The 15,056-nt window shown below is 37.9% G+C and carries 19 protein-coding genes, 1 tRNA gene and 1 rRNA gene (1 of these 21 only partly in view); 12 read left to right on the forward strand and 9 right to left on the reverse strand.

All coding sequences use genetic code 11. From position 1 onward, the window contains the following. Nucleotides 1–198 precede the first annotated feature (198 nt). Nucleotides 199–597, reverse strand: coding sequence for a thiol-disulfide oxidoreductase DCC family protein (locus tag NSR00_RS16355; protein ID WP_340789814.1), 399 nt, complete (start codon nucleotides 595–597; stop codon nucleotides 199–201). A gap of 145 nt (nucleotides 598–742) precedes the next feature. Between NSR00_RS16355 and kapD the strand changes: the two genes are divergently transcribed. Continuing rightward, nucleotides 743–1,363: a 3'-5' exonuclease KapD gene (kapD, locus tag NSR00_RS16360; RefSeq protein ID WP_340789816.1), complete on the forward strand. Its 621-nt coding sequence runs from the start codon at nucleotides 743–745 to the stop codon at nucleotides 1,361–1,363. Between the two features lie 31 nt (nucleotides 1,364–1,394). Here kapD and NSR00_RS16365 read toward each other — a convergent pair whose 3' ends face one another. After that, entirely contained in the window at nucleotides 1,395–1,775 is a 381-nt protein-coding gene (locus NSR00_RS16365) for a kinase-associated lipoprotein B (RefSeq protein WP_340789818.1), read from the reverse strand. A 128-nt stretch (nucleotides 1,776–1,903) separates the two neighbouring features. On the opposite strand from NSR00_RS16365, the gene NSR00_RS16370 reads away from it, so the two are divergent. Continuing rightward, nucleotides 1,904–2,101 carry a hypothetical protein gene (locus tag NSR00_RS16370; RefSeq protein ID WP_340789820.1) on the forward strand — a complete coding sequence of 66 codons (198 nt, stop codon included), beginning with the start codon at nucleotides 1,904–1,906 and terminating at the stop codon, nucleotides 2,099–2,101. A 29-nt stretch (nucleotides 2,102–2,130) separates the two neighbouring features. On the opposite strand, the gene NSR00_RS16375 is transcribed toward NSR00_RS16370, so the two are convergent. Continuing rightward, nucleotides 2,131–3,297, reverse strand: coding sequence for a MalY/PatB family protein (locus NSR00_RS16375; RefSeq protein WP_340789821.1), 1,167 nt, complete (start codon nucleotides 3,295–3,297; stop codon nucleotides 2,131–2,133). Between the two features lie 75 nt (nucleotides 3,298–3,372). Between NSR00_RS16375 and NSR00_RS16380 the strand changes: the two genes are divergently transcribed. Then, nucleotides 3,373–3,636 (forward strand): DUF1871 family protein, encoded by a 264-nt coding sequence (locus NSR00_RS16380; protein WP_340789823.1) that lies wholly within the window; start codon nucleotides 3,373–3,375, stop codon nucleotides 3,634–3,636. 14 nt (nucleotides 3,637–3,650) lie between these two features. On the opposite strand, the gene NSR00_RS16385 is transcribed toward NSR00_RS16380, so the two are convergent. Continuing rightward, entirely contained in the window at nucleotides 3,651–4,451 is an 801-nt protein-coding gene (locus NSR00_RS16385) for an alpha/beta fold hydrolase (protein ID WP_340789886.1), read from the reverse strand. Nucleotides 4,452–4,610: 159 nt separating this feature from the next. Here NSR00_RS16385 and NSR00_RS16390 point away from each other — a divergent pair, with 159 nt between their 5' ends. The 3 genes from NSR00_RS16390 (at nucleotide 4,611) to yugI (ending at nucleotide 6,771) form a co-directional block, all read left to right on the forward strand. Continuing rightward, nucleotides 4,611–5,111 (forward strand): Lrp/AsnC family transcriptional regulator, encoded by a 501-nt coding sequence (locus NSR00_RS16390; RefSeq protein ID WP_063387051.1) that lies wholly within the window; start codon nucleotides 4,611–4,613, stop codon nucleotides 5,109–5,111. Next, a complete protein-coding gene (locus NSR00_RS16395) occupies nucleotides 5,108–6,277 on the forward strand; it encodes an aminotransferase (protein WP_340789825.1) in 1,170 nt (389 codons plus the stop codon). Before NSR00_RS16390 ends, NSR00_RS16395 begins: the two co-directional genes overlap by 4 nt. Nucleotides 6,278–6,405: 128 nt before the next feature. After that, complete coding sequence (yugI, locus tag NSR00_RS16400; RefSeq protein WP_340789827.1) at nucleotides 6,406–6,771, forward strand: S1 domain-containing post-transcriptional regulator GSP13; 366 nt, start codon at nucleotides 6,406–6,408, stop codon at nucleotides 6,769–6,771. Nucleotides 6,772–7,108: 337 nt separating this feature from the next. Here the strand turns inward: yugI and NSR00_RS16405 are convergent, their stop codons facing one another. Continuing rightward, nucleotides 7,109–7,342 (reverse strand): DUF378 domain-containing protein, encoded by a 234-nt coding sequence (locus NSR00_RS16405; RefSeq protein ID WP_063387049.1) that lies wholly within the window; start codon nucleotides 7,340–7,342, stop codon nucleotides 7,109–7,111. A 179-nt stretch (nucleotides 7,343–7,521) separates the two neighbouring features. Here NSR00_RS16405 and NSR00_RS16410 point away from each other — a divergent pair, with 179 nt between their 5' ends. Together NSR00_RS16410 and NSR00_RS16415 are read left to right on the forward strand one after the other, a co-directional pair. Continuing rightward, complete coding sequence (locus NSR00_RS16410) at nucleotides 7,522–8,871, forward strand: glucose-6-phosphate isomerase (RefSeq protein WP_063387048.1); 1,350 nt, start codon at nucleotides 7,522–7,524, stop codon at nucleotides 8,869–8,871. Between the two features lie 508 nt (nucleotides 8,872–9,379). Then, nucleotides 9,380–9,781: a YugN-like family protein gene (locus tag NSR00_RS16415; protein ID WP_340789829.1), complete on the forward strand. Its 402-nt coding sequence runs from the start codon at nucleotides 9,380–9,382 to the stop codon at nucleotides 9,779–9,781. On the opposite strand, the gene NSR00_RS16420 is transcribed toward NSR00_RS16415, so the two are convergent. Then, nucleotides 9,778–10,773: a potassium channel family protein gene (locus NSR00_RS16420; protein WP_340789830.1), complete on the reverse strand. Its 996-nt coding sequence runs from the start codon at nucleotides 10,771–10,773 to the stop codon at nucleotides 9,778–9,780. The genes NSR00_RS16415 and NSR00_RS16420 overlap by 4 nt on opposite strands. After that, on the reverse strand, nucleotides 10,770–11,024 hold the full coding sequence (locus NSR00_RS16425; RefSeq protein ID WP_063387045.1) for a hypothetical protein: 255 nt from the start codon (nucleotides 11,022–11,024) through the stop codon (nucleotides 10,770–10,772). The genes NSR00_RS16420 and NSR00_RS16425 overlap by 4 nt, the downstream gene beginning before the upstream one ends. A gap of 263 nt (nucleotides 11,025–11,287) precedes the next feature. Between NSR00_RS16425 and NSR00_RS16430 the strand changes: the two genes are divergently transcribed. Both NSR00_RS16430 and NSR00_RS16435 read left to right on the forward strand, forming a co-directional pair. Further along, on the forward strand, nucleotides 11,288–11,971 hold the full coding sequence (locus NSR00_RS16430; protein WP_340789832.1) for a zinc metallopeptidase: 684 nt from the start codon (nucleotides 11,288–11,290) through the stop codon (nucleotides 11,969–11,971). 80 nt (nucleotides 11,972–12,051) lie between these two features. Further along, nucleotides 12,052–12,453 (forward strand): secondary thiamine-phosphate synthase enzyme YjbQ, encoded by a 402-nt coding sequence (locus NSR00_RS16435; RefSeq protein ID WP_340789834.1) that lies wholly within the window; start codon nucleotides 12,052–12,054, stop codon nucleotides 12,451–12,453. A 7-nt stretch (nucleotides 12,454–12,460) separates the two neighbouring features. Here NSR00_RS16435 and NSR00_RS16440 read toward each other — a convergent pair whose 3' ends face one another. After that, nucleotides 12,461–13,264, reverse strand: coding sequence for a protein-glutamine gamma-glutamyltransferase (locus tag NSR00_RS16440; protein ID WP_340789836.1), 804 nt, complete (start codon nucleotides 13,262–13,264; stop codon nucleotides 12,461–12,463). Between the two features lie 203 nt (nucleotides 13,265–13,467). On the opposite strand from NSR00_RS16440, the gene NSR00_RS16445 reads away from it, so the two are divergent. Then, a tRNA-Ala gene (locus NSR00_RS16445) sits at nucleotides 13,468–13,540 on the forward strand. Between the two features lie 136 nt (nucleotides 13,541–13,676). Here NSR00_RS16445 and NSR00_RS16450 read toward each other — a convergent pair. Beyond that, nucleotides 13,677–13,865 carry a hypothetical protein gene (locus NSR00_RS16450; protein ID WP_063387041.1) on the reverse strand — a complete coding sequence of 63 codons (189 nt, stop codon included), beginning with the start codon at nucleotides 13,863–13,865 and terminating at the stop codon, nucleotides 13,677–13,679. 656 nt (nucleotides 13,866–14,521) lie between these two features. Here NSR00_RS16450 and NSR00_RS16455 point away from each other — a divergent pair. Beyond that, nucleotides 14,522–15,056 (forward strand): 16S ribosomal RNA (locus NSR00_RS16455); it runs 1,019 nt beyond the window's last position.

The raw sequence follows: 15,056 nt of genomic DNA on the forward strand, positions 1-15,056 counted from the left end.
AGTTTTTTAAAAGAAATTGGCGATTGTCCAGTTTCGGGGCTGTCTAATAAGTCGATTTTCCGGCTTATAGACGCCCCGTTAATGTTTTAGAAATGTTGATATATCAAATGTTTATGATGTTTCGTTTTCAATGGATTTTGACTTTCTAAGACAGCCCCAATTTATGAGATGAACAGGAAGTTTTAAAATTTCCTCGGATTATTGTAAAAAACGTTTTTTTATGTTTTCACTAGGAAGACTGCATTTTTTTTGACCGAACCATTTATATCGGTTTTTAGCAATGATCTGATAAAAAAAATCGCGAATTGGTTTCGGGATGATGATGAATCCGTAAAATATTTTCAAAAACCCGCTTAAGTGTTTGGCGATATGTAAAGCAGCAGTGGATTTTGTATAACAGCGATTCCCATCCAATAATACGAGCGAATCAAAAGATTCAGTCGAAAGGCCGAATTGCTGTAATAATTCCTTTCCCTTGCTTGATTGCAGCGGTGCGAATATAAAAATTTCATCTGGATCGTGCGAAATGATGAAATTTACGGTCGAATCGCAAAAATTGCACATGCCGTCGAAAAGAATGATTTTTTTTGGCTTCATCGATATTCACTCCTCTTCTATTTTATAATAAAAAATTCATAAAAAATTTTTTATTTTCCGAAATGGAAGATATTTATTCTTGTTAAATGATATAATGAAGTAACGGTGTTTTCGGAGCAGTGATTCATAAGGGGGGAGGATGAACGTGGAGGCCAGGAAGCAGTTATTTATTGATTTTGAATTTACAATGGCTGAGAATAAAATGAATCCAGAAGGTTTTTTTCCGGAAATTATCGAGGCGGGTGTCGTAAAGGTAGAAAGGGGAAAAATTAAAGAAACGTTTTCCACATTTGTAAAACCTAGATTTTTCCCAAAATTAACAGAACGATGTAAGCGTTTTTTAGAAATTACTCAGGAACAGGTTGATAACGGTCTATCATTTTCTGAATTGGTTCATCTTCTTCGTAAGCTTTCCCAAGGGGAAGAAACAATGATCGTGACATGGGGCAACATGGACATGAAAGTTCTTCGCCATAATTGCAAAGAGCATGGACTGCCATTTCCAATAGCAGGTACGGAGATCGATTTATCAATGGAATATAAAAAATTTTTTGGCGACCGCAATCAAACCGGTTTGTGGAAAGCTGTGGAGGAATACGGCAAAAAAGGAATCGGCAAGCATCATCGTGCACTTGACGATGCGTTAACAACTTTTAATATTTTTAAGCTGATTGAAAAAGATAAGCAATATCTTCTGAAACCAAAGCCGCTGACAATTGGTGAACGAATAGATTTAACAAAATTATGGCAAAAGCAAGCGACATGAAAAGGCCAGCTGCAATTTGTAGTGGCCTTTTTCATGATTTAAAATACTCCTTCTCTAATCGGCTCAGGTTTTCAAGAGAACGCAATGCCCATTCGCTTCCATCTTCCTCAAGCTCCTTCTTTAAAGCAGCGGCAGCTTCTTTTAAAGAAGTTTCGTATTCAGGAATTTCCCCGTTATAATGGTGAACCATTTTTTTTGGAATATTTGCTTGTTCATTGAAGGAAAGTGCTTTACGTTCATGAAAGAACGGAACATCAGCTTGTTTCGGCTGGTGCAAATCCCCTTGCATCGGGTGCTTTAAAACCGCTTTTACTCTTACTAAATAATGATTTGCCCGAATTTCGGTAACTTCCCCGATATATTTCCCGGTTTTATAAATGCCTGTAACAATATCCCCGACTTTTATATCCAAAGTTTATCCCTCCATCAATTGTCATGTTTTCAACTATTGTACACTTTTATTGTTCAGAGCAGATGGCATTAACAAGCAAAATTTTGCTATAGTAAAAGATAGAATTGATTTGAAAGGTCGTGATGATCATGGAATGGCTTTTAAATTTTATTCTATATTTTCCGGAAAATAAAATTGAATATTTATATGGTTTTTTGCAAATGGTTCCTTTTATCATTTTAGCTGTAGTTGCGGTCATTTTTTTTAAAAAAATATCCCGCAAGGAAGAAGAAAAAGCGAATGAGCTGCTGAAAAAGATTTCAGAGAATGAGAAAGAAAGAAGCTGAAACCGGGAGGCGATGCCTCCCAACGAATATTAAGAAAGAGCCGTTTTTAGCCTCTTTAATCCATCTAGGACCATCTGCCGAGGACAGCCGATATTCATCCGCACAAAACCTTCTCCAGCCTTGCCGTATTTGCTGCCCATTTCCAAAGCTAATTTTCCTTTTTCAAGCAGCCGTTTTTTCAATTGTTGTTCAGTCATATTTAATGAACGGCAATCGAGCCAAATTAAATATGTAGATTCAGGATGGATTACGTTTATGCTTTTTAAATGCTCCCCAATAAATTGTTCGACAAGTTTTACGTTTTCTTCAAGGTAAAGAAGAAGTGCATCCAGCCATTCATGTCCGTTATTGTAGGCTGCTTCCATTGCCGCAATGCCAAAAATATTTAAAGAAAAATGCCCCTGCTTCCTTTTTACTTGTTTAAATTTTCCTAATATTTCCCTGTTGGGGATGATCACTGTTGAAGCTTGAAGGCCAGCAAGATTAAATGTTTTGCTTGGTGCAATAGCTGTAATGGAATTTTGGGCAAATGATTCACTGATGGAAGCAAAAGGAGTGTGTTTATTGCCGAACAGCAAAATATCTGAATGAATTTCATCTGAAAAAACATAGACATCGTTTGCTAAGCACAATTCACCGATTTTCGCAAGCTCCTCTTTAGTCCATACTCTTCCGCTCGGGTTTTGCGGATTGCAAAGAATCAGCATTTTGACGGATGGATCTTTCAGTTTTTCCGCCAAATCTTCAAAATCGATAGAATAACGCCCGTCTTTTAAAAGTAATTCATTCTCCACCACAATGCGGTTATTTAACTTCACCATGTCAAAAAAAGGCTTGTATACCGGGGGCTGAATTACAATCCGGTCCCCCTCTTCCGTTAATGCTTGGATAGCTATGCTCATTGCTTCTACAACGCCTGAACAGAAGTCAAGTGAAGCGGTTGAAATTTCCCATCCATGTCTTGTTTTTAGCCAATTTTGAACCGATTTTTTTGTTTTGGAGGTGACGCCAGTATAGCCGTACACACCGTGTTCGACTCGTTCTTTCAAAGCCGCTATGACCGCATCGGGAGATTTGAAATCCATATCAGCTACCCACATTGGCAAAACATCTTCATGTCCGAACACTTCTTTTGTGAAATCCCATTTGTAAGATTGTGTTCCTTTTCTTTTTATTACTTGATCAAAATCACTCATCTTCTCACCTCAATACCAATGTATATGTGCTAAAATACAATTGCAAACATTTTGTACCAATTTGGGGGAAGCGATATGGAACAAAAAGAGGCAAATTTATTTATGATTGAACTGTTAAGTGAATGGGATCCGCTCCAACTGGGCAATGATGCTTACGAAATGGAAATAATTGATTGCATTCAAGCTGTTCATACAATTGATCACCCTTTACAGTTGGCTAGGAAGATTCAGTCAATTTACGAATTCTCTTTTGATGAGGTTATACCTTTAAAGGAATGTGAAAAAATCGCCAAAAAATTATTGGCGATTAAAAAAAATGTGTCATGTCAACTATTGTAAAAACACTTGCCTATTTAGCCGAAACAAAAATCAAAAATGTGACTACTAACATGATATGGCCGCTCTTCAGGCACTAAATGGCCTGTTTGTTTAAAGGAGACAAAACGAGAGATGGGCAAATCTTTCTGAAGCTGGTATCCGACTTCGATTGGAACGATTTTATCTTCTTCCCCCCATACTAATAAGCACGGGATTTCAATCGTTTTTAAGTCTTGTGAGGAAAGATCACCTTCCCGTTCACGAATCATTCGGGTCAATGCTCTGAAAATTTTATCGTCATAAAACGGTTCGCTGTAACCGTATATCATGTCTTCGTTAATGAGCGATTGGTCGTGCACGACACTGCATAAGCTTTTCCATACGCCTTGCCTGATAAATTGTCTTTTAACGTAAAGGTAAAAATACGGGAGATATGAACAAAAGATGAGAGTGAAAGGCATCTTTTGCATATAACCAGAGCTGCAAATGAGCACAATTTTTTTAAACAAATCTGGCTTTTGCTTAGCTGCATATAAAGAAATTTGTCCGCCCATGGAATGGCCGACAATTACAGCCTGTTTGATTTGCAAACGTTCTAAAAGCTCTATAACCGCTTTTGCCATGTTGTGATAGGAATAGAAAAACTTCGTTGCTTTTTCGGATTTCCCAAATGGGGGAAGATCAATGGCTATAATGGAAAAGTGCTTTTTTAATAAAGGGATTAATTTTCTGTAGCTGAAGGTGGAGGATAAAAATCCATGAATCAGCACGATCGTATCTGTTTGTTGTGGATGATGATAATATTCGTAATATATATTTGTTCCTAATATTTTCATCTTGTGATGGATTTCCTTTAGCAATGCTTATTTCTCCTTTCAGTAATTTTGTACCGTTAGTTTATCCATCAATTTAAAAAATTTTCTGGCATAGTGATGTAAAAATTCTGGAACGTGATATAATTATCTGAAGATTCCATTTTAGGGGGATTTACAAAAATGAAATTGACTGAAAAGGAAACAGAAATTTTAGAAATTTTGGAGGAAGACAGCCGATTAACACCTGAAACAATTGCGAAAATGATTGGACTTTCTGAGGAAGAGACAAAGAAATTGATTTCAGGTTTAGAAGAGAAAAAAATCATCGTGAATTATGCGACAACCATTGATTGGAAAAAGGTAGACGGACATGAAGGCGTAACAGCCATGATCGATGTAAAGGTGGCTCCAAAAAGAGGCGTAGGGTTTGATGAAATTGCCGAACGCATTTATCGATTTAACGAGGTTAAATCGGTTTATTTAATGTCAGGCGCTTATGATCTTTCTGTCGTGATTGAAGGAAAAACAATGAATGATATAGCCCGTTTTGTATCGGAGAAGCTGTCAACGCTTGAATCCGTTTTATCTACAACAACACATTTTATTTTGAAAAAATATAAACATGACGGAATCATTTTTGATCACGAAGATAAAGATAAAAGAATCGTGGTGTCACCATGAAAATGAAGACGTTACATTCATATTTGTCAGAAACTGTCATAAATATGAAGCCATCAGGCATCCGCAAGTTTTTTGACCTGGCTGCCAATATGGAAGGCGTTATTTCACTTGGTGTAGGAGAGCCTGATTTTGTCACTCCATGGAATGTACGCGAAGCCTGCATTCTTTCCTTGGAACAAGGATTTACGTCTTATACAGCAAACGCTGGATTGTATGAGCTTCGCGAAAAAATCAGCGAGTATTTGTTCAAACGTTTTGATTTACAGTACGATCCGGCTGAAGAAATTATTGTAACAGTTGGTGCGAGTCAAGCGATCGATATAGCTTTCCGGTCTATTATTAATAGCGGGGATGAAGTATTAATAATAGAACCTTGCTTTGTTTCATATGCGCCTCTGGTCACTCTCGCGGGAGGGAAGCCTGTCAGCGTATCTACCTTTGGAGAAGAAGAATTTAAAGTCAATCCGGAAATTTTGGAAAAATATATTACAAGTAAGACAAAAGCCATTATGATTTGTACGCCAAACAACCCGACAGGAACGGTTTTATCGAAGAAAGAGCTGGAAGCAGTTGCACAAATTGCTAAGCGATATGACTTGCTGGTAGTGGCTGATGAGATTTATGCTGAGCTCTGTTATGAAGATGAATATGTAAGCATGCCGAGTATTGAAGGTATGAAGGAACGGACAATTCTTATTTCCGGCTTTTCTAAAGGCTTTGCCATGACAGGATGGCGGCTTGGGTATATAGCTGCTGACCGAGTTTTTGCGCGTGCAATGTTGAAGGTTCATCAATATTCGATCATGTGCGCGCCGACAATGGCCCAATACGCTGCATTAGAAGCATTGGAAAATGATGAAGATGTTTTATACATGCGGAAAAGCTATCAAAGAAGAAGAAACTACATTGTTCAGTCGTTAAATGAAGCCGGTTTATTTTGCCATATGCCGGGCGGTGCCTTTTATGCTTTTCCAAGCATTAAAAGCACCGGATTGTCTTCCGAGGAATTTGCGGAGAGATTGCTTTTAGAAGAAAAAGTAGCAGTAGTCCCCGGCAATGTTTTTGGCCAAAGCGGAGAAGGATATATTCGTTGTTCATACGCATCATCTATGGAGCAGCTTCAAGAAGCGATGAAAAGGATCAAACGATTTGTACAATCTTTATAATGCTTTTATTGCCTGGCCTAATATGAGGCCAGGTTTTTTTATTTATTTTTGCTCAAATGAGTACATTGTGTTATAATTGATCACCGCATATTCGTTTTAAGCAGAAATTATGAATTAGGAGTGTTTAAATGGCTAATCAATATCCTATCGGGGCTGTTTTAGTTGGTAAAGTGACAGGAATCCAGCCGTACGGTGCATTTGTAGCATTGGATGAAGAAACGCAAGGTCTAGTGCATATTTCGGAAATTGCCCACGGATATGTAAAAGATGTCCGGGATTACTTAAAGGTCGGCGATGAAGTAAATGTAAAAATTCTTTCGGTTGATCATGAATCGGGAAAGATCAGCTTATCCATTAAGGCAGTGGAAGAAAAATCAAAACCAATTGCTAAACAAAAAACAGAAAGCGAAGCGTCAAGAGGCTTTAATACATTGCGTGAAAAGCTGCAGGAATGGATTGAACAATCAAAACACGAAAATATTATAAAAAAATAAAGACATACGCATCGCTGTCATGGCGGAATTTTACGGAAACGTTATTGTAGAACACGAATTTGCTTTTTAATACTTATTCGTGTTACAAAGACTGCTATCGAACTTTGCCCGGACATTCTTTTAAAGATTTATCGAATGTATATCGGTTATAGAAGTTCGAAAAGCGGCAATCCTTCAAGCTGCGCTAATGAAAAAAACCGGCAATTATGCCGGTTTATTTGAACCCTACTTTTCGGTTCTGTCGATTTTAGAAAAAAATTATAGAAGATTTTTTTACAGAAAATTATGTCGATTTTTTAAGCTCCGAATTTTGATCTCATTGAAATGCTTGTTGTCTTTATCTTGTTTCCGTCTTAGGCTCATTACGGGCAAATTCTGCATCAGGTTTAAATAAGAGAGCAAGATTAATGAGACCGGCAATACCGACTATACCATAAATGATTCTAGATAAAGCAGCATTTTGGCCGCCAAAAATAGCTGCCACAAGATCAAATTGAAAAAATCCGATAAGACCCCAGTTCAGGGCTCCGATTATTGTAAAAAGCAGTGCAATCCGCTGTAAAGTGCTCATGTTGCTACCTCCTTTAAGTTGAATTTTTCCTTATTAACTTGTATCAAAATGAAAAATTTATACATCTGATAGCAGGAATAATGAGCCTGTTCTGTTTATTGTTTTCTTGATTTCGACAAATATTTTCGATAAAGTGGAAGACATGGCAGATAAATTTTTAGAGATGGAGGAATTGGCTTATGGCACATGTACGTTTTGATTACTCTAAAGCTTTATCTTTTTTTAGTGAGCAAGAATTTACATATTATCAAGATTTTGTAAAGGTTGCCCATCATTCCTTGCATGAAAAATCAGGTCAAGGAAGTGATTTTTTAGGCTGGATCGATTTGCCGCAAGATTATGACAAGGAGGAATTTGCACGGATTCAACAATGTGCCGAAAAAATCCGTTCGGATTCTGATGTATTGCTTGTCATCGGAATCGGAGGTTCTTATTTAGGTGCTCGAGCTGCAATTGAAATGTTGAACCATTCATTTTTTAATGCTCTTTCAAAAAGCCAAAGAAAAGCGCCGCAAATTATTTTTGTCGGAAACAATATAAGTTCTACATATATCCAAGATGTTATTGATTTTATAAAAGAAAAAGATTTTTCCATTAATGTCATTTCTAAATCTGGAACAACGACAGAACCAGCGATAGCGTTCCGAATTTTCCGCAAATTATTAGAGGATAAATATGGAAGAGAAGAAGCGAAAAAACGTATTTATGCTACGACAGATAAAGCGCGCGGAGCCCTCAAAACACTCGCAAATGAAGAAGGATATGAATCATTTATTATCCCGGATGATGTCGGCGGCCGATATTCTGTTCTAACTGCTGTCGGGCTTCTTCCGATTGCGGTAAGCGGAGTGGATATTGAAGAGATTATGAAGGGCGCTCAAGATGCAAGAAGAGATTTTTCTTCTTCTGAGCTAATGGAGAATCCAGCTTACCAGTATGCCGTTGCGCGCAATATTCTTTATAATAAAGGGAAAACAATTGAAATGCTCATCAATTATGAGCCGGCTCTTCAATATTTTGCGGAATGGTGGAAGCAGCTTTTCGGGGAAAGTGAAGGAAAAGATTTGAAAGGTATTTTCCCTGCTTCAGCCAACTTTTCGACAGATCTGCATTCGTTAGGACAATATGTGCAAGAAGGGCGCCGGGACATATTTGAAACGATCTTACATGTAGAGAAGGTACGGCATGACATAACGATTGAAGAAGATGAAAGCAACCTGGACGGATTAAATTATTTAGCCGGAAAATCTGTTGATTTTGTCAATAAAAAAGCATTTGAAGGGACTCTCTTAGCTCATACTGACGGGGGCGTACCGAACCTCATTGTTTCCATTCCTGAATTAAACGCTTATACATTCGGATATCTCGTTTATTTCTTTGAAAAAGCTTGTGCAATGAGCGGTTATTTACTTGGCGTTAACCCGTTTGACCAGCCAGGCGTAGAAGCATACAAAATCAACATGTTCGCTCTTTTAGGCAAACCGGGCTTTGAAGAGAAAAAAGCTGAGCTTGAAAAACGCTTGAAATAAAGGGAATCATGTAAAAAAGAACGGCAATTGCTAAATTTTCCTTTGCCAAGCAGACAGAATTTGATTAAACAGCAGCTGTAGCTATTTCAAGCTACAGCTGTTTTATTTTTGTCTATCTGCTGCCCGCTTCCGACAATTGGAATGCAATGTTGCTCTTTTATTCCTTTATTTAGAAAAATAAATACACAATTTGCTCTTCATCGCAATATTTTTGACTGTCACGTTATATCCCTTCCATTAACAGAAGCCCTTTAACTTTTATCTGTCCGCTGTAAGAGCGTGGAGCATATTATTGGGAAGAGGGATCCGCATAGTTTGAGCAAAATTCGAAATAATAAACCAATTTTTTAACTTAAAATAATGACTTTCCATCAAACGAACAATTCGCTCGAATATTTCCCGAATGCAAAAATCGCCATTTTCCATAAAGCTTGAAGAGCATCTTTCATGACTACTTTTTCACCATTGGGTAAACATAATAAAAAATGAGCAGGAAGGTGTTTAAGTTATGATTGAAATTTCTTCATCTTTGGAAGGAAAACAATATCCTTTATACGATTTAGAACTGGAATTAAAACAGTTAGGATACACAATTGGAGGGAATTGGGATTATGATCACGGTTATTTTGATTATCTGATGGATGATGACGACGGATACCACTTTTTAAGAATACCGTTTCGTGCTGTCGACGGACAATTGGATGCACATAATGCAACGGTAAGACTCGGCCGGCCTTTTATTTTAACCCACAAATATAAAGAGGGACTTGACGATCATGCGGTGATTGGAAACTTCCAAGCCTCCTTTAATCAGTTTTCCGAACCGGCGGAAAAAGATGCCGATGTTTCAGAGCCCTATGTTCAATTAGGAGAGACACTAATTCAAGAGCTTGAAAGAAGATTAAATTAGTTTTTTAAAGCTATTAAACAATCGTGTTGAACGACTGTAAAATTGTGGGGAGGGTTTAGAAAAATCTCTTCCCCTCTTTTGATGCCAAAAAGAATGATGCCATTGGAAAACAGGTCATTATGTAATTGCTGAAAATTTTTCCCGATGTCCTGGTCTGTTGGAGATTCAATTGTTAAGCGGGCGCCGTATACTTTCCCGAGCTCTAATATAACATTCGAAAATCCATTCTGAAATAAGAAGCTGTTTAAAAAGACTTGACCAACCACCTGGAAAGATTGAATAATCTCATCAGCTCCCGCCCGTTTGGCATTCAATGTTTGTGTTTTTGTCATCATTTCGCAAATGGTGTACACGGACGGATTTGACGCTTTTACCGTAATTAATACTAAAATCGTGAGCATGTCGGCTTCCAATTCGTTTCTATGTTGATCAGCTGTTATGAAGACAGCTTTTGCCTCTTTAATGTTTGCTTTATTTAAAATTTGATCATCGGCAGGATTTCCTTTAATAAAGTGTATGTTTTCATCAATATAAGGTGCCTCAGATAATGTTTGGTCGATAAGAACAATAGGGCAGTAAAATTTTATAATACGCAGTGTTTCAATAATCTCCTTTGTTTTTTCATTCCAGCCAATTAATAAAAAATGGTTTTTCCCTTTGAAAGGAATTTCCCCGTCAATATAGGCATTTTGCCTTTTTACAGCAGCAGCTGATAAATTCGTAAAATAGGATGTTAAAAATGTTACTCCGGTCAAAATTAGTATCATTCCGAATGTACGTCCCAAAAAAGTTTTTGGAACGAAATCGCCATAACCGGTTGTAGACATTGTTACAAGAGCCCACCATATGCCTTCAAAAGGTGTAGGAAACTCCTTCGGTTCTATGTAAGAAATCATCGTGCCAAACAAAATTAAAATCATTAACACAATAACAGACATTCGGATAAAAACCGGCCACCTTAAATATTGAATCCAAAGCTTTGTCGATTTCATGATTTACTTCCTTTCGTTTCGGCAAGAAAAGAGAAAATTTCTGTAATAATTGTATTGATTTTTTTGGAAACGGCCTCTTTTCCGTATGCATCGACCGCGCGTTTAATCGCCTTGATGGTTTGATCTTCAAATTCTATAATGCTTACATCTTCTTCTGATTCATTGTACAGCTCGATAAAAACATCTAACGCATCGTTCATGTTATCAATTGCGGTACTCAGTTGTTTTTTCTCTTCATTATTAAGTTTCATCTCAACACCCCTGTATTAGTATGTGCAAATTCTTTTTTGAAAATGAAACTTTTCGTATACAAATGCGTATGAATATGTTGGACAGCTGAATTCATAATTATGGGGTGATTTTACAGTAAAGCTGAATGAAATGGTTCATGTCATCGTAGAATAGTAAAGACATGTGTCAGTTCTTTTACATTGATACAAAATTCTGTACAAATTCCTTCAAAAATTGTTATATTATTGTTAACTATAAAAAATAGAACGGGAGGTTTTTCAAAATGCTTTTTCATCCGATGGACATTCTGGTGTTCATTGCCTTCGGAATATCTATTTGGGCGCAATTCCGTGTGAAAGGGAATTTTGCTAAGTATTCCGATGTGATCGCTTCGAGTCATTTAACAGGGGCAGAAGTTGCGCGGAGAATTTTGGATCAAAACGGACTTTATGACGTTCCAGTCGAGCCTGTTCACGGGCATCTGACAGACCACTACGATCCAATTCATCGGGTTGTGCGGTTATCAGAGCCGGTTTATTACGGAAATTCGATTGCGGCCGTCTCCGTCGCGGCGCATGAGTGCGGACACGCAATTCAACATAAAGAACGGTATGGTGCTCTTGTGTTAAGACATAAAATGTTTCCAGTTGTCAATCTTACATCGGGAATTGCTCCGATTTTGCTTATTGCCGGGTTTTTATTACAAAGCTTAAACTTGTTAGGGCTTGGGATTATCTTTTTCTCCGCTGCAGTTGCATTTCAGTTGATCACATTGCCTGTTGAGTTTAATGCGAGCTCTAGAGCAAAAGCTATTTTAGTAAGCGACGGCTTTATCCGAAACGAAGAAGAGCACGGAGTCAATAAAGTATTAAATGCAGCGGCTTTAACGTATGTTGCGGCAGCTTTAATATCTCTATTTGAACTTCTGAAATTCGTGATGATTTTCTTCCAATCTCAAGAAGAATAAAAATTGGAAAAGGGGCTTATTCGTATAATAGGCCCCTTGTCATTTTAGAAAAAGCGCAAGGCTAAGAGGCGGTGTTTATCATGTTAAAAAAATTTATATTACAGACGAGCCGGCGTGATGAAATGATAGACATTACAATGTCAATTCAACAGTTTGTGCATGAATCAGCCGTTTCAGAAGGGATAGTTGTGGTATACTGTCCGCACACGACAGCAGGCATTACGATCAATGAAAATGCTGATCCTGACGTAAAGCGGGATATGATTCGCCGTTTCGATGAGCTGTACCCATGGGAGAATCCGCTTGACCGGCATTTTGAAGGGAATACTGCTGCTCATATGAAAGCAAGTACTGTCGGAGCATCCCAGCACGTTATCATCTTGGAAGGAAATTTGCTGCTTGGGACATGGCAAGGCATTTATTTTTGCGAGTTTGACGGACCTAGAAAACGGACATATTATACAAAAATTTTAAAAGGATAGGTTTTAGTTAAAATGTATAAAAAGTTTGCCCGATTCTAGCCGAAATTCGTTTATTTTTATTTTCACGAATATTGTTTTGATAAGTTGATAGGTACTTGTAATTCGGTCTTGTAACTTGATCTTTTAAATAAGCCGATTCAACCGCTTGTCTTTTTCGATATCGATTTAACGTTTCGATGACGCCTTTTGCGTCACGAATTCCGATTCCGTGACCGTAATACAGATTATTGCCGAGATGAATCGCATTTACCCCCCGCCACTGTGGTGTTTCCGGGTTAAAATCCGGGTTGTTGAAATAAACGCAGTCTCCTGGGACAAAATCAGTCGTAACGATCGTTCGGACTCCGAGGTCTTTGTCGTAATGCCAGTCATATAAAACAAGATCTGCAAATAAATAATTAAAAGCTTTTTCTCCTATTGAATCAAGAGCAGCTTTATAGAACACAATGACTATAGCTGTTGCACATTCAAATGCATATTTATTTCCATTTATAAAAATGTCCTCTATTCCTTTTGCCGGAGTCACATCTTTTTTTAACAAAAACGCCCCTTTACTGCTCAGCTGCCAGAAGCGATCATGACAGTATGAATTTTCAAATGTCGCAAATTGCGCTTTGCTTTTTAAAAGGTCGAGCGAAGCTTCGATCGTTTTTCTCCTGAATAAAATTTCAAACTTTAATTCATTTAAGGATTCATAGCGATAAACTTTGTGGCTGTTTGCCATCCAATCAATAATTTCCCGATCTTTTGCATCTGAAAAAAATTCTTTTAATTCATTAGCTGTAATAGGCCTATTTTGAATTGCAATCATTTATCGTTCCCCCCTCTGTAACCATCGTATGATTTTGATAAGTAATTGGTCCATGTAAATTCTGATATATCTTTGAAAAGAGCGTTACCGCATCAACTTTTTACAGGAGAAAAACCTCTTATGAAATTTCGTCATTTGTATAAATTTATACTTGTATTGGAAAAATCATCACGCTATAATATTGTCTGTGACAAATGAAAAATGGGGCATTAGCTCAGTTGGGAGAGCGTCGTGCTGGCAGCGCGAAGGTCAGGGGTTCGAGCCCCCTATGCTCCATTTAAAAAACCCTTGTTGACCAAGGGTTTTATTATTTCTTCATAAAAAATGAGTTTTTTGTGATAATATTCGTGTTCAATGAAAAGATGAAGGAAAAAGCTTTTCCGTAAAGATTGTATAAATCTACTGATTGAATTTATAAATATATTTTGTGATAAAAAAAGTTTGTAAAAAATGCAAATATAAATCCGAGTGGAAACGAAAAAATGACGGACCAACCGTTCACTTTTCCGTTTTCTTCGCTTATTCTTATAGCTTCTTTATATCCATATGCAAAATGGAAAATGGATAAAAAATAAGCAATAATTAAGAAAGCCAGATCCATTTTTATCCCTCCCGCTTTTGTCTCTCTAAATTTTATATATTCATGCTTGTCCATTTTTAATACAAAAAAATAAATGCTATGGCTGCATCAGCATTCTGGTTTTATTTGTACTTGGCTGCATCGCGTCTTTTTTTAAGTTGAGGAAACTATTGTCTCGATCGATAAATTGCTTCACAGTGTCATGTTTCAATCCGGTGAAATCGGGTTTATGAAAACGGTGATGCTGACAAATGCTTGACATCGATTTTCCTTTGGCTCGTTAGATAGAAATTTTAGCGGATCACAAACAGTAAGAGGTGCTTAACAATGCGTTTGTTTGTGGTAAAATATGTTCTAACAGATAATTATTTGAATGAGTATGCTTTCGTCTACTAAATCAATTTTTGTCTAACGACTATCAAAAATAAATCTTTTTTTATAAAAATTTATATTGCAATTAGTGGTTAATGGTGGTATAATATCAAATGTCGTTAAGATCAATGAGACATTAGTCATGAATAAAAAATTACTTTTTAAAAAAACTCTTGACATTTTGCTCTGAATAGTTGTATATTGAAAAAGTCGCTGTAAAAATACAGCGGAAAATGATCTTTGAAAACTGAACAAAACGAAAAGCGTGCCTGTTGATTCTGACAAGAGCATTTGGTGATAAACTTTTTTTGGAGAGTTTGATCCTGGCTCAGGACGAACGCTGGCGGCGTGCCTAATACATGCAAGTCGAGCGGACCGAAGGGAGCTTGCTCCTTTAGGTTAGCGGCGGACGGGTGAGTAACACGTGGGCAACCTGCCCTGCAGACTGGGATAACTTCGGGAAACCGGAGCTAATACCGGATAACACCGAAAACCGCATGGTTTTCGGTTGAAAGGCGGCTTTTAGCTGTCACTGCAGGATGGGCCCGCGGCGCATTAGCTAGTTGGTGAGGTAACGGCTCACCAAGGCGACGATGCGTAGCCGACCTGAGAGGGTGACCGGCCACACTGGGACTGAGACACGGCCCAGACTCCTACGGGAGGCAGCAGTAGGGAATCTTCCGCAATGGACGAAAGTCTGACGGAGCAACGCCGCGTGAGCGAAGAAGGTCTTCGGATCGTAAAGCTCTGTTGTCAGGGAAGAACAAGTGCCGTTCGAACAGGGCGGTACCTTGACGGTACCTGACGAGGAAGCCACGGCTAACTACGTGCCAGCAGCCG

The organism is Aeribacillus sp. FSL K6-8394, assembly GCF_038008865.1.
GTDB classification, from domain to species: domain Bacteria; phylum Bacillota; class Bacilli; order Bacillales; family Aeribacillaceae; genus Aeribacillus; species Aeribacillus composti.

Excerpts from the sequence above, each read along its gene's own strand:
- NSR00_RS16370 (WP_340789820.1), top strand. The coding sequence starts at position 1,904 with ATGGAATGGCTTTTAAATTTTATTCTATATTTTCCGGAAAATAAAATT.
- NSR00_RS16435 (WP_340789834.1), top strand. The coding sequence starts at position 12,052 with ATGTTAAAAAAATTTATATTACAGACGAGCCGGCGTGATGAAATGATA.
- NSR00_RS16375 (WP_340789821.1), bottom strand. The coding sequence starts at position 3,297 with ATGAGTGATTTTGATCAAGTAATAAAAAGAAAAGGAACACAATCTTAC.
- NSR00_RS16410 (WP_063387048.1), top strand. The coding sequence starts at position 7,522 with ATGGCACATGTACGTTTTGATTACTCTAAAGCTTTATCTTTTTTTAGT.
- NSR00_RS16430 (WP_340789832.1), top strand. The coding sequence starts at position 11,288 with ATGCTTTTTCATCCGATGGACATTCTGGTGTTCATTGCCTTCGGAATA.
- NSR00_RS16415 (WP_340789829.1), top strand. The coding sequence starts at position 9,380 with ATGATTGAAATTTCTTCATCTTTGGAAGGAAAACAATATCCTTTATAC.
- NSR00_RS16355 (WP_340789814.1), bottom strand. The coding sequence starts at position 597 with ATGAAGCCAAAAAAAATCATTCTTTTCGACGGCATGTGCAATTTTTGC.
- NSR00_RS16440 (WP_340789836.1), bottom strand. The coding sequence starts at position 13,264 with ATGATTGCAATTCAAAATAGGCCTATTACAGCTAATGAATTAAAAGAA.
- NSR00_RS16450 (WP_063387041.1), bottom strand. The coding sequence starts at position 13,865 with ATGGATCTGGCTTTCTTAATTATTGCTTATTTTTTATCCATTTTCCAT.
- NSR00_RS16380 (WP_340789823.1), top strand. The coding sequence starts at position 3,373 with ATGGAACAAAAAGAGGCAAATTTATTTATGATTGAACTGTTAAGTGAA.
- NSR00_RS16390 (WP_063387051.1), top strand. The coding sequence starts at position 4,611 with ATGAAATTGACTGAAAAGGAAACAGAAATTTTAGAAATTTTGGAGGAA.
- yugI (WP_340789827.1), top strand. The coding sequence starts at position 6,406 with ATGGCTAATCAATATCCTATCGGGGCTGTTTTAGTTGGTAAAGTGACA.
- NSR00_RS16395 (WP_340789825.1), top strand. The coding sequence starts at position 5,108 with ATGAAAATGAAGACGTTACATTCATATTTGTCAGAAACTGTCATAAAT.
- NSR00_RS16420 (WP_340789830.1), bottom strand. The coding sequence starts at position 10,773 with ATGAAATCGACAAAGCTTTGGATTCAATATTTAAGGTGGCCGGTTTTT.
- NSR00_RS16405 (WP_063387049.1), bottom strand. The coding sequence starts at position 7,342 with ATGAGCACTTTACAGCGGATTGCACTGCTTTTTACAATAATCGGAGCC.
- NSR00_RS16385 (WP_340789886.1), bottom strand. The coding sequence starts at position 4,451 with ATGAAAATATTAGGAACAAATATATATTACGAATATTATCATCATCCA.
- NSR00_RS16425 (WP_063387045.1), bottom strand. The coding sequence starts at position 11,024 with ATGAAACTTAATAATGAAGAGAAAAAACAACTGAGTACCGCAATTGAT.